This window comes from Chloroflexota bacterium (genome assembly GCA_035652535.1).
Classification (GTDB): Bacteria; Chloroflexota; UBA6077; order UBA6077; family SHYK01; genus DASRDP01.
On sequence record DASRDP010000040.1, the window covers coordinates 17,275 to 30,422 of the forward strand.

The 13,148-nt window shown below is 65.5% G+C and carries 11 protein-coding genes; 8 read left to right on the forward strand and 3 right to left on the reverse strand.

Annotation, left to right across the window (positions count from 1 at the left end; all coding sequences use genetic code 11):
* The first annotated feature begins 168 nt into the window (after positions 1–168).
* From VFC51_05060 to VFC51_05085, 6 genes are all read left to right on the forward strand, one after another.
* A complete protein-coding gene (locus VFC51_05060) occupies positions 169–1,593 on the forward strand; it encodes a 4-hydroxyphenylacetate 3-hydroxylase N-terminal domain-containing protein (protein HZT06378.1) in 1,425 nt (474 codons plus the stop codon).
* A 75-nt stretch (positions 1,594–1,668) separates the two neighbouring features.
* Positions 1,669–2,721, forward strand: coding sequence for an ABC transporter substrate-binding protein (locus VFC51_05065; GenBank protein ID HZT06379.1), 1,053 nt, complete (start codon positions 1,669–1,671; stop codon positions 2,719–2,721).
* Positions 2,722–3,324: 603 nt separating this feature from the next.
* Entirely contained in the window at positions 3,325–4,167 is an 843-nt protein-coding gene (locus tag VFC51_05070) for an alpha/beta hydrolase (protein ID HZT06380.1), read from the forward strand.
* A gap of 100 nt (positions 4,168–4,267) precedes the next feature.
* Positions 4,268–5,986 (forward strand): peptide ABC transporter substrate-binding protein, encoded by a 1,719-nt coding sequence (locus VFC51_05075; GenBank protein HZT06381.1) that lies wholly within the window; start codon positions 4,268–4,270, stop codon positions 5,984–5,986.
* The gene (locus tag VFC51_05080; GenBank protein HZT06382.1) at positions 5,983–8,070 is read left to right on the forward strand and encodes a heme-binding protein; all 2,088 of its coding nucleotides are present in this window, start codon (positions 5,983–5,985) and stop codon (positions 8,068–8,070) included. The genes VFC51_05075 and VFC51_05080 overlap by 4 nt, the downstream gene beginning before the upstream one ends.
* Before the next feature lie 52 nt (positions 8,071–8,122).
* Positions 8,123–9,847, forward strand: a complete 1,725-nt coding sequence (locus tag VFC51_05085; GenBank protein HZT06383.1) for a peptide ABC transporter substrate-binding protein — start codon at positions 8,123–8,125, stop codon at positions 9,845–9,847.
* A 165-nt stretch (positions 9,848–10,012) separates the two neighbouring features.
* On the opposite strand, the gene VFC51_05090 is transcribed toward VFC51_05085, so the two are convergent.
* From VFC51_05090 to VFC51_05100, 3 genes are all read right to left on the reverse strand, one after another.
* Entirely contained in the window at positions 10,013–10,498 is a 486-nt protein-coding gene (locus tag VFC51_05090) for a hypothetical protein (protein ID HZT06384.1), read from the reverse strand.
* Positions 10,495–10,731, reverse strand: coding sequence for a hypothetical protein (locus VFC51_05095; GenBank protein HZT06385.1), 237 nt, complete (start codon positions 10,729–10,731; stop codon positions 10,495–10,497). The genes VFC51_05090 and VFC51_05095 overlap by 4 nt, the downstream gene beginning before the upstream one ends.
* A 122-nt stretch (positions 10,732–10,853) precedes the next feature.
* Positions 10,854–11,027, reverse strand: coding sequence for a hypothetical protein (locus VFC51_05100; protein ID HZT06386.1), 174 nt, complete (start codon positions 11,025–11,027; stop codon positions 10,854–10,856).
* A gap of 253 nt (positions 11,028–11,280) precedes the next feature.
* On the opposite strand from VFC51_05100, the gene istA reads away from it, so the two are divergent.
* Positions 11,281–12,300: an IS21 family transposase gene (gene istA / locus VFC51_05105; GenBank protein ID HZT06387.1), complete on the forward strand. Its 1,020-nt coding sequence runs from the start codon at positions 11,281–11,283 to the stop codon at positions 12,298–12,300.
* A complete protein-coding gene (gene istB, locus VFC51_05110) occupies positions 12,297–13,088 on the forward strand; it encodes an IS21-like element helper ATPase IstB (GenBank protein HZT06388.1) in 792 nt (263 codons plus the stop codon). Before istA ends, istB begins: the two co-directional genes overlap by 4 nt.
* The last annotated feature ends 60 nt before the right edge of the window (positions 13,089–13,148 follow it).

A 13,148-nucleotide genomic window follows, 5' to 3' on the forward strand; every position in this document is an offset into this window, starting at 1 on the left:
CCGAAGGGGCATAGATGGAGGCGCGGGGGACCGCGCACGCCGCGAATCATACGATGAACGCCGCGCCGCTCACATCCGCGCTGGACAACAGGCGAGGTAGGACGTGCCCAGGCGATCGCCTGGCGCAACGGCGGGGTACCATAGACCGTACCGATCCGGAGGGTGACCATGGGCGTGCGGTCCGGCCACGACTTCATCGAGGCGCTTCGCGACGGCCGACGGGTATGGAACGCGGGGCGCAGAATCGAGGACGTTCCGTCCCACCCCGGGTTCGAAGGCGTCGTCAGCACCCTCGCCGGACTCTACGACCTCCAGCATACGGCCGATCATGCGCCCATCATGACGGTCGATTGGGGTGGCGAACGGATCTCCTACGGCTACTTTCCACCGCGCACGATCGAAGAGCTGAGAGCGAAGCGACGGAACGTGGAGTTCTGGGCTGAGCGCACCTTCGGGGTTATGGGACGATTGCCGGAGTTCTGCGCCGAGCTCACCGTGGGGATGCTGGACGCGGCCGACGTTTTCGCGGATGCCGATCCGAGATTCGGCGAGAACGCTCGCGACTACCATCGATACTGCGCGGTCCATGACCTCTGCTTGACCCACGCCCTCAGCGACCAGTTCTACGACCGGTCGAAGCGCATTCGCGACCAGCGAGATCCGGATCAGATCCTTCACATCGTCGGCGAATCGTCGGAAGGGCCGATCGTGCGGGGGCTGCGCAACCTCGCGACGCTGGCTCCCGTGGCTGACGAGGTGCTCGCATACTCGATCCCACCGCGCCAGCCGGACGAGGAAGACTACGCCATCGCGTTCGCGGTCCCAATGAACGTGCCGGGCCTCACCATCATCTGCCGCGATCTGTACGCGGAGCATGCCGATGTGGAGCGACTACCGCTCTCAGCTCGGTTCGACGAAGTGGACGCAACGCTCATATTCGACGACGTGGTCGTCCCATGGGAGCGCGTCTTCGTCTATCGGCGGCCAGACCTTCTCGCGCGGTATCACGGGTTGGTGAGCATGTGGTCCGGCTACTCGACCCTGGTCCGGCTCGTGGCGAAGCTCGAGGCGACGGTGGGCGTTGCGGACCTCCTCACGGAATGGTCAGGCGGTGCGAAGAACCGCTTGATGCAGATGCGAATCGGGGAGCTGATGGCGGACGTCGAAGTGCTGCGCGCGTGCCTGACCGCGGCCGAGGTGGGCGCGCATCCGACCCGCGCCGGCTATCTGGCCCCCGAGATGAGCCCCGCCTACCGCATCCACAGCGTGGAGGCATCGGATCGATCCGAGCGGCTGGTGCAGGAGATCCTCACCAGCTCGCTGGTGCTGACCGGCGGCGCATCGGATCTGGAATGCCCGGAGGTCGGGCCGTACATCGACCGATACTTCCGCAACAATGCCCCGACGACGCGCGACCACCTCCGGCTGCTGGCCATCGCAGCGGACCTGGTGCAGAGCGCGTTCTCGGGCCGTAACCTCCTCTACGAGCGACTCCAGAGCGGTGACCCGGATGGGATGCGCGTTCGCGCCTATGGGCTCGACCGGTCGGCGGTGCGGGAGCGCCTCCTGCGCTTCATCCACGACGATTGGTGATTGCGACCATGATACGATTCGCGGGACTTCACCGGGGTGACATGACGGGACCCCTGTAACCTGACGGAGGATCGCATGCTGGTACAACCGCGCGTGTGGATCAGCCACCGGCAGCGACGCGCCGGTGGCCTGCCGCGACTGCGACTCAGCGCCGCCCACGACGAATGGAACCACGTGGGGATCGCCCTGGCCGCCATCGAGCTCGGCTTTCTGGCGGAAGAGGGCCTGGACGACGTGGAGCTGATCACCTTCCCCGAGGACGCCGGAGCGCTTCTCGACCGGGAGCAATTCCAGGCCGACCTTCTCGCGAGCGGCACGGTCGACGTCGGCATCGACCCGCGCACGACCTTCATCGTTGAGGGCCGCGCGCAGGGCAAGCCCCTTGCAATCGTCGCCGCGCGGCGAAAGAACCACGCCTTCCTCGTCGTGGGGCAGAAGGGGCTGCAGAGTCTCGACGATTTGCGCGGGATGACGCTGCACATGAGCCAGCGAGGCGGGGCCACGGATGTGATGCTGCGGCGCGTGCTGAAAGATAGCGCCATCGACCCCGACGAGGACGTGACCATCCGATACGTCGGCGGCGAAATGCACAATGCGAGCCACGTGATCGCGGCATTTCGAGCTGGCGACTACGGACCGGCGATCCTCACAAGCTTCAAGGACAGCCTCGATCACCTGATCAAAGACGGCTATCCAGTCCTCGCCGACCTGCGCTCCCGATACCCGTCTCGCCACGATCGCGTCACCGCTGCCAACAGCAATTTTGTGGCGCGCCACCCAGAATCGGTGAAGGGCCTCCTCAAAGGAATGATTCGCGCGTGCAACTGGGTCCTCGACCCGGGCAACGGCCCACGATTCAAGCAGATCATCGTGGACGCCGGATACATGACGAGCGACCGCGAGCAGGCCAACTTTGACGGGCTGTTCTACGGTTGGCAGGAGCGCGTCTCGCGGGATCTCACCCTACCAAGGGACGGCATCGAGCTGATCGTGAACGAGATCAAGCAAGATGGCCGAATCGCCCCATCGTTCGACGTCGATGATGTACTAGCGCTCGCGCCGCTGGCCGCCGCGCAAGCAGAAGTGCTCGGCGCCACGAGCCCGGCCAGCGAGCGCTCGGTCTCGTAGCTCGCGAGGCGGAAGCGGTCCTCCATCCGACAGCCCGCCGGCACCGCATCCGGCACGAAAGCCATAGCACCAGCGCGACTCCCCGTGCACCTCACGTAACGTGAGGCCGTACGCTGCTGGCATGGATCCTCGCCGCTCGAGCCAAGACGATTGTTGTCCTCTTCGCGTGGGGGAGCTGGCGCGCCGGACCGGCCTCACCATTCGGACGCTGCACCATTCGCGAGGTCGAGCGGGAATGGGCGGCACTGTTCACCGAAGTCCGTGCCGCCGTGGCCGCGGGAGTCGATCCACGAAGTCGGCAGGCCCGTGATCTCGCCGGCCGCTGATTCGATCTGGTTCGAGAGTTCACCAAGGGCAACGCGGTGATTGAGGCTCCCGTGCGGGAGCGATTGCGTACTGACCCGACTGCGGGCGGTCACATGCCCCCGGACTTCGCGGAGCTGCACGCCTTCGTCATGCGAGCTCGGGAGGCCTAAGCGGCCCCAATCGACGATGTCGAGAGTCCTGACAGTCCAGGCGGCACTTCCAGCGCCGACTCGGGTACCATGCTCACGCTCGCCGACTGTCGAACCCTTGAGCCACACTCGATTGAGGAGACGCAACATGTCTGGCACGAAGTACGACAAGACCGAGACCGAGCACTACGCCGACGTGTCCAACCACAAGATTCACTACAACGACGTGGGAAAGGGGCCCGCGTTGTTCTGCTTCCACGGCGGCGGGCCGGGCTCCAACGCCTGGGACAACTCCAAGCACAATCTCGACGCCCTCGCCGAGCACTTCCGCTGCATCATCATGGACATGCCCGGCTACGGCTACTCCGACAAAGACGTCAAGCGTGGCGAAGAGCCGCTCGACATTTTCTGCGCGAAGATCATCTTGGGCCTGATGGACCATCTGGGCATCGACAAGGCCCATCTGTATGGCTCGTCCCAGTTTTCCGCATGCTGCCTGCGATTCGGCATCGAGTACCCCGACCGGATCGGCAAGATCATCATTCAGGCGAGCGGCATCGCCCGCACCGATTACTTCACGCCCGGCCGTCTGCATGGCGGCAAGCTCCTTGCCGTGGTGGCCCAGAACCCCACTCGAGAGAACATGGCCGCCTTGATGCACGAGTTCATCCCCAAGGATGAGCTGTGTACGGACGAGGTCATCGACGCGCGCCTGGAGGCCGCCCTGATCCCCGGCCATCTCGCTGGGCGGGCGAAGATGCCGGCGGCCTCGAACTCCGACCTCACGCCCATCATCTCGCGCCTGAAAGCGCCCGTGCTGGGCGTCTACGGGCACCATGACCGCGTCGTAGGGTGGGAGAGCGCGCTCTCGGCCCTGGCGATGATCCCGGACGTACGCATCCACGTGTGGGGCGGGGGCACCGGCCACTTCGTGGAATACGAGAAGGCCGAAGAGTTCAACAACCTCGTGATCGGGTTCCTGAACGCATAGACGCGCGATAACGCGAGGGCGTGCCCCTCACTCTACCGCCGGAGATGGCAGCTTCATAGAATGGGGGCGAGCAGAACCCGACTTCCTGGGAAACGCGTAGATGCATTGTCGATATCGGACGCTCGCCAGCGCCGCGGCCTTCTGCGCTTCGGCTCTGCTGGCCTGCGCCCCGTCGGCCGCTGGCCCGTCGGGATCGAGCGGACCGAGCGGGGCCGGTGGCGCAAGCCCGGCTGCTCCCCAGCGCCCGATCGTGATCGTGGGGCGGATCGACCCGCCCCTGCTCAACGACCGCATCGACCGAATGGGACTCGGGTCGCCGGTCACGGTCTCGATGGCGGAGATCGACGATCACGGTGACCCGTTCCCGATCCTCGCCGAACGCCTCCCCAAGCAGTCCGACGACTCGTGGACCGTCAACGCCGACGGCACGATGCGGACCATCTACACGCTTCGACCGAACCTCACCTGGCATGACGGGGCGCCCCTCACCGCCGCCGACTTTGCGTTCGCCTACCGGGTTTACCTAGAGCCCGCGGTGCCGATCACGAGCCGCCTGCCCGAGAAGCTGATGAGCGACGTGATCGCGCGCGACGACCGGACGGTCGAGATCGAATGGAGCCAGGTCTACATCAATGCCGGCGCGCTGGTGGGGACGCAGCTGGCGCCGCTGCCCCGTCACCTGCTGGAGGACCGCTTTGACTCCGACCCATCCACGTTCGCTCAATTACCGTTCTGGACCTCGGAGCAGTTCGTCAGCGATGGACCATACCGGGTCACCCGCTGGGACCACGGTGTCGCAATCTACCTTGAAGCGTTTCCGAACTTCGCGCTTGGCAGGCCGAAGATCGACAACATTGAGTACCGAGCCGTATCCGACGGGAACACGATCGTCGCCGGTTTCCTGGCCGGAACGATCAACTTCTCCCAGTACACGGCGATCAATGTGGAGCAGGCCCTGGTGCTGCGCGACCAGTGGAGCTCGACCCACGACGGCGAGGTGTACGACCGGACCCTATTCGGGACCAGCTACATGGAATTTCAACATCGCGAGGTGCCCGGCTGGCAACCGGCGCTCGCCGACGTCCGCGTCCGCCAGGCGCTTGCCTTCTCGTTGAACAAGGTGGCGCTCGCCGACGCGATTCAACATGGCTTCGGCGGCCCTGCCGACACCGGCTATCCGAAGGGGCTCCCCATCTATTCGAAGGTCGACAACGTCATTGCGAAGTACCCGTATGACCCGCGACGGGCGGAGGCCCTGTTTCATGAGGTGGGCTGGACCAAAGGTCCAGACGGCGCGTATCGCGACGGAGAAGGTCGCCCATTCGACGTGGAGGTGAACGGCCCCGCCGAGCGGGAGCGGGATGTGCAGATCGTGAGTGACATGTGGCGGACCGCCGGCCTCAACCCGTCGGTGCGCGTGGTTCCCAGAGCGCAGACGAACGACGTCGAGGCGCGATCGGGCTTCCCCGGGGTGTCTATCTCGGCCGGAACCGATAACACGTTGGCGTACTATGCCACGTGCGATCAAATTCCCACTGCGCAGAATCGCTATACGGGGAAGAACCGAGGATCATACTGCAACCCGGAGCTGGATCGCCTGTACAACCTATCGCTGGAGACGCTCGATCCGGCCAAGCGGGATGACATTCTGGTCCAGCTGGAGCGGCTGTACACCACGGATGTGGCTCAGCTCCCTCTGGAGTATCAGCCGCGGATCGCCGCGTCGGTTGGCATCTCGGGGGTCAGGCCACCGGTGCAGGGCAACTACCAGTGGAACATCTGGGAATGGAATGAGACGGCCACGGGAGGTCCGCAATGATTACGACGAAGTCGATCGGAATCGAGGAGGCGCGCCGCGCGGTCGCCGCGATTCTGAGTGCCGTGACAGAAAGGGACTCCCCTGTCGCGATTGCCGTGGTGGACGCCCATGGCGATCTCATCCTGTCGCTTCGGGCTGACGGGGCTGCCGCCCGGATGGGGCGCCGCTCCCGCGCCAAGGCCTACACCGCGGCCGTGATGAAGATGGACACGGTGGAGTTCCGCGACCACGTCATCAAGGCGGACGGGCGAACCCTCGGCGACTGGGGAGATCCCGCGCTCACCAGCCTGCAGGGCGGCTTGGTGGTGAAGAGCGGCGACGATGTGCTGGGCGGAATCGCCATGAGCGGAAACAACACGGCGCGCGATGAAGAGCTGGCACGTATTGGCCTGCTCGCGATGGGCCTCGCCCCGGAGGAAGCCCCCGCGCGCCACGGGGTGAACGGGAGTGAGACGATGGACCTGAGCACGGCACGACGCGCCGTGGAAGCCACCCTCGCAGCGGTCGAGGCCGGAGATCGGCCCATCGCCGTCGTCGTCGCGGACGAGCACGGCGAGCCCGTGTATGCCGAGCGGATGGATGGCGCGAGCAGCAATGACATGCGCCAGGCGGAGCGCAAGGCCTACACAGCGGCCTTCATGGCGAGAAGCACCCGGGGATATCGGGACCAGATTCGCCAGGACGGACGCACGCTGGCAGACTGGTCCGATCCCATGCTCACGACGCTGACGGGCGGGCTGACGATCGGGGAGCGGAGAGCCGTAGTCGGCGCGATTGGGGTGCACGGGAACAGCGCGGTCCGTGACGAGCAGCTCGCCCGAGTTGGGCTGCAGGCGGCCCTGAGCCCGGGCGTACCCCTCCCCGAGCGGCCCGCTCGGGTGCGTGTGACGAATGGGGTAGCCAGCAGTGGGACGCGTGGGGAAGGAGGCACGAGCATGCAGCAGACGACGATGCGCCGGACCTTCAATCTGCCGGGGCTTGCGGCGCCAGGCGCGGTGGCGCCGGATCTTGTGCAGATTGGAGACCTGTTCTTCACCTCCGCCGTCCGCGGGGTAGACCTGAACACGGGCAAGCTGGCGGACACCCCCGACGGGCAGTTTACCCTCGCCTGGCGCAACCTTCGAGACCTGGTGGAGGGGGCGGGGCTCTCCCTGGACAACGTCGGCCTGGTCACGAACTTTCTGGCCAGCCAGGACTACCGCGCGTACATCAATCCCGGCTGGCTGGAGCTGTACCCGACCGACAACCGACCCGCGCGGAAGACGACGGCCTACCCGCTGCCACCGGGGGAGGCGGTTGAGCTCCAGGCCTTTGGCGTGGTGGGCGGCCGACGGGAGATCATCCAGGTGGCGGGACTCGCGCACCGGGACCCATTGCCAAACGGCGTGCGCATGGGCGACTACGTGTTCTCGTCCGTCATCGTGCCGCAGGACCTGCGGACGGAGAAGACCGTGGAGGGGCCCGAGGCCCAGACGGACCAATGTTTCGACAATATGCGCGTGTTTATGGAGAAAGCGGGCGGTGGCGTGGGGGACGTCGTGCTCCAGTGGGTCTATCTCAGCGACTTTGCCTATCAGAGCTACATGGTTGACGTCTACTTGAAGTCCTGGCCGGTTGGTGGCTACCAGGCGTCGCGCAAGACGTTCCGATACCCGATGAATGGCCAGATCCAGATCCAGGTGATCGGCCGGATCGGCGGTGAGCGCTCGAATCACGAGATCCCCGGGCACGGCCACCACGATCCGATCCCGATGGGCGCCCGCATCGGGAATCTCTTCGCGTCCTCTGGCGTCTCCGGCGTTGACCCATCGGGCGGCGACCGCCTCACCGCTGCGGAGGGCGTGGAGGCGCAGTCACGGTTTGGCCTTGGCAACATCGAGGCCCTCGTCAAGGCCGGCGGTGGCTCTATGGGCAACGTGGGCCATATGACACTGATGGTCCAGGACTATGCGGATCTGCCCGTGATCGACGCTGCGTGGGAGCGCGCGTTCCCGAACCCGAACGATCGGCCCGCCCGCCAGGTCATGAAGCTTGGGGTGCAGGGAAACTCGCGCGTGCAGTTCCACATGCTGGCGGTCATATAAGCCGAATCTCGACGGTCCGGACTCGTAGGGTCAGCCGCCATGGGAGGATGTAGTGGGTCTCGTCGCACGGACTCGTACGCTTTTAGCGCTGGCGTTTCTGCTGAGCATCTCCTGTGGAACGTCCGCAGTGCAGAGCACATCGCGGGGGCCCGGTGCGGAATCCGGCGCAATGCCCACCAGCCAATCCAATCGCACGCTTGTCATTGCGACGCGGGCGGAGCCCAGCACCCTGGCGGGCAAGACCGGCGTCGCGGGCGGGGTCACGCTGACCACGACGCGGCGGCTCTTCAACGCGAACCTCGTGATATTCGATCAGCGCGGGCTAGCCCAGCCGTACCTCGCGGCCGAGCTGCCAGTGCTGAACACGCCGAGCTGGCAGGTCTCCGACGACGGGACGATGGAGACCACGTACAAGCTGAAGCCGAACCTCGTGTGGCAGGATGGCCAGCCGCTCACCGCCGAGGACTGGGTGTTTAGCTGGCACGTGTACGCAACGCCGGACCTCGGCACCTCGACCGCCCCGCCGATTCCGTGGATCGACGAGGCGATCGCCCCCGATCCGCAGACGCTGACGATTCACTGGCGCAATCCGTACGCGCATGCCGGCCAGATGGGGGACGTATTCCCGCCGCTCCCTAGACACATCATGGAGACCACGTTCGAGTCGTCCGACGCCGCTACGTTTGCCGCCAATCCGTTTTGGACCCAACAGTATGTGGGGGCAGGCCCATACCGTCTCGACAAGTGGGAGCCGGGGGCGTTCATCGAGGGTGTCGGATTCGAACGGCACGTGCTCGGCGCGCCCAAGATCGGCCGCATTCGCATGCTGTTCATCGGCGATCCAAATACGGCGCTCGCCAATTTGCTCTCAGGCGAAGTACACATCGCGGTGGACGACGCGATCCGGTTCGAGCAGGGCTTGCGCTTGATCAAAGAGTGGGTGCCGCAGGGCGGAACGGTGCTGCTGAAGCCCGACCTCTGGCGAGCGACCTACTTCCAGTTGCGACGCGAGGTGAGCACCGCACCAAGCCTGACCGACGTACGCGTACGGCGCGCACTCTCAATGCTCGTAGACAAGGCGAGTCTGAACGACGCGCTTTTCGAGGGTCAGGGCCTCTTGTCCGATACCCCGTACATCCCCAATACCGTGGAGTACTTCGCGCAGATCGAGCCCCTAGTCGCGAAATACCCATACGATCCAGCGCAGGCGCAGGCGTTGTTGAGCCAAGCTGGGTTCGCCCGAGCTCCCGACGGCGCGTGGATGACCCCCACAGGCGGGCGGTTGAGCTTTGACTTCACCACGACCTCGGGCAGCCAGAACGAGTCTGAGCTCTCGATCATGGCGGCCGGCTGGCGCCAAGCAGGTCTTGAGATCAACGAGTCGATCTTCCCGGTCGCCATGGCCCAGGACCAGCAGGCCCGCTCGTCATTCCCCGCGCTGATGACGATCAGCTTGCCGCAGGGTGAAGACACGCTGGCCCAATACCGGTCGTCCGCCACACCGCGTGCGGAAACGCGCTGGGTCGGCTTCAATCGTGGGAGCTGGTCGCACCCGGACTTCGACCGCGCCGCCGAAGCATTCACACGCGCGCTCGATCAACAAGAGCGGGTCAAGCTCATCGCGGAGATGGAGCAGGTCTTCACGGGGAACGCCGCCTCGATTCCGCTCTTTTTCAATCCAAACCCGATCGCGAGCGTCCCCGCTCTCAAGGGCCCCCAGAATGTGGCTCCCGCCTCGGCCATCGTCTGGGACATCCAGAACTGGGAGCTGCGGTAGGCGCTTGCCGCAGAGCGCACGGGACGAGGAAATTTTCCGGGGCGGTGTCCCAACACCGAGCCTGTAAACCGAAGGGGAATCTCGTCATCGGCGGCACTGGCAACCGCGTCCTTGGCTTGGGCCCATAGCGTTCCGCACAGCGCAACCAGGATTCCAGATGGCACATCAGCCAGTTGGAAGCTGATGCCGCTCACAGCGCGTATGGCGCGCTACCCGTCCTTGTGGTGGCTCCAGCGGGGCATTGCGAAGAGGCGTTCGAGTTCGCGCCGAGCCACCGGTGGACGCCTTGGCCGGCGGGGTCCGTAGGACGACGATGCCAAAGGGTGGACGCGCGCGATACACCTCTTGGACGAGCAGGCACAGCGCCCCGACCTGCAGGACATGGGAATCGTGGAGCCGCTGAGCGGTCGGCTTCTGCTCGACCGGCACGTAGGCCCGACCCACGCGGATCAGGTGGTCGCAGCGTCCAACGAGGCCCAAGCGCTCGGAGTGGAGATCGGACGCGTGAAGGTGAGAGTCATCAGCCGAAATGATCGAGCCCTCGGCGATGCCGAGCCGCGCTCGAAGACCGTGACTCCAGCGAGTGAGTAGCAGGTACGCGATGATCGAGGCGAGCAGGATCGCGAAAACGATGGCGGCGTCCATGCTCATCCGTTCACCGCAAGAGCAACCGGGGCGAGGAGTCCCAGGACGATGACGAGCAGCAAGATCGCTTGAGCAATCCGCGCAGCGCGAAGGAAGTCTGTCTGCCGACCGATCTTCCGATGGAGATCGGATCCGAGGTGGCGACGCCGCTCAGCGGCGCTGGTGACCGGCGTCCCGATGTGCTGCAGGTACCAGGCCTGTGGACAAAAGGCGAACGTAGCGATCTCAGAGGCAGCCAATGTGGGAAGCCTCGTGCTGTTCCGTGAACCCTGTAGCTTATGCATTGCTCCAGCCCACCCCGACGTTCGTCGCCTCCGAGACTGCTACGGTAGCACCAGTTCGGATTCTTCCCGATTTCATGCTACAGTAGCAAGCCATGACCGGGGCGGCCCCAGCTCCTGACCCACTCTTTGTCGACCGTGCGAATGAGCTCGCTGAATTCGACGTGATCCTCGCGCGTCTGGCGCAAGGGATTCGCCGCCATGTCGGTCTGCTCGGCTTGCGGCGCATAGGAAAGACTGTGCTCGTCGACCAAGTACGCCGCCGGCACCCAACTGAGGCGATAGCGTACGTGTCGGTGGATGAGGTCGTCTCCACCCCGGAAGACTTCGTCGGGGCTTGTTGGGGATCACGAATAGTGCAATGAGTTGATCACGAAAAGTGCAGAGGCGCCCAGGCAGGACGGGACCCTGTAGGTGATCAATGAGCGAGCCTCCGGTGTGGGAAGGTGACGGTGTCCAAACCCCACATCCCCACCCGGAGGCCGAGTGAAGTCTGGAGCAACCTGGATGGAATTGCACGTCCTGCATCAACACGGCTGGTCCATCAGCGCCTTAGCCCGCGAGTTCGGACTCAACTGGCGCACCGTCAAGCGCGAGGTCACCAGCCAGACGCCACGCCGCTATCCCGAACGCGCCCACCCCACCGCGCTCACCGAGCCTCAGCTCCGCCATGTCGAACGCCGTCTGGCTGCCTGTCCCACCATTCGCGGCACTGATCTCCACGGGGAGCTGTGTCGCGACTACGGCTACACCGGCAGCTACCCCGCCTTCGCTCGCAAGCTCCGGGCCATCCGCCCGGCGCCCGTTCGCGACCCGGAGATCCGGTTCGAGACCGATCCCGGCATCCAGACCCAGGCCGATTGGGCCATCCTCGGCCCGTGGCCGCTCGGGGACACCATGGTCGAGCTGAACGCCATGGTCGCCATCCTGGGCTGCTCCCGCGCCCCGGCGATCCGGTTCGCCGCTGATCGGACGAGGACTACCAGCTTCGAGCGATTGGCGCACTGCCTCGATGATCTGGGTGGCGTCACGCGGGAGGTCCTCACCGACCGGGATCCGGCCTTCTGTATCGGCTCCACGAGCGACGGCCGGGCCATTCTGGCCCCGGAGTGGGTGGATCTCTGTTCCGTCCTCGGGGTGGTCCCGAAAGCCTGTCGCCCCTATCGGGCCCAGACCAAGGGCAAGGTGGAGCGGATGGTGCGGGAGCTGAAGGAGAGTTTCCTCCCCTGGCTCAGCGGCCAGGTGTTGCCGCTCCAGCCCACCATCGACGACTACGACGCCCTGGCCCGGCGCTGGATCGACGAGATCGTCCTGCAGCGCACCCACCGGACGACCGGGCGGATCGTCGGCGAGGCATGGGCGGAGGAGAAGGGGCGGCTCACCCGGATCCCGGCGCGCATCCTGGCCGGCTTCAGTGGGCACCGGTCGGTGGCGCCAGCGCCAGCGAACGTGATCGATCTCGTGCAGCGGCGAGTCGGCGAGGTGGTGCAACAGCGCGAGCTTGCCGAGTACGAGGTGGCGCTATGAACGCCGCGAGTGAGGCGACGAGCTACCAGCGGCTGCGGGAGCACCTCGCCTATCTCGGGCTCAGTGCCGCGGCCCAGCAGCTCGCTCCAGTGCTGGACGAGGCGACGAAAGAGCAGCACTCGGCGACGCAGGTGCTGGAGCGGCTGCTGGCCTGTGAGGTGGCGGAGACCCGGGCCCGCCGCCTGCGCGGGCGGCTCCGGTTCGCCCACTACCCGGTGCACAAGACCCTGGCGGAGTTCGACTTCGATTTCCAGCCCCATCTGGATCGGAAGCTGGTGGCCGAGCTCTCGACCCTCCGGTTCGTGGAGGAGCGGCGGAATGTCATCCTGCTCGGGCCACCTGGGGTAGGGAAGACGCATCTGGCCATCGGGCTCGGCATCGCAGCCACCGAGGCCGGATACCGGACGTACTTCACGACGGCGATGGACATGGTGCACGCCCTGGAAGCGGCACACCGGGATGGGACGGCTCCCTACAAGCTGCGGACCTATCTGAGCCCGTCGGTGCTGGTGATCGACGAGCTGGGCTATCTCCCGTTCGACCAGGCGTCGGCGAACTGGATCTTCCAGGTGGTGAGCCGCCGGGCGGACCGAGCCTCGATCGTGCTGACCTCGAATCGGGGCTTTGGGGATTGGGGACAAGTCTTTGCCGATCCGGTCGTCGCGGCGGCCATCGTGGACCGCTTACTGGGGAATGCCACGGTGGTGAACATTCGCGGCCGGAGCTACCGGATGCGGGCCTACCAGGACCCGCCGCCGGAGGAAGGAGGCGCTGCTATCATTCGCTGACCTGCCCGGGGCTCTGCACTATTCGCGATCAGCTCTCTGCACTTTTGATGATCGCCAACA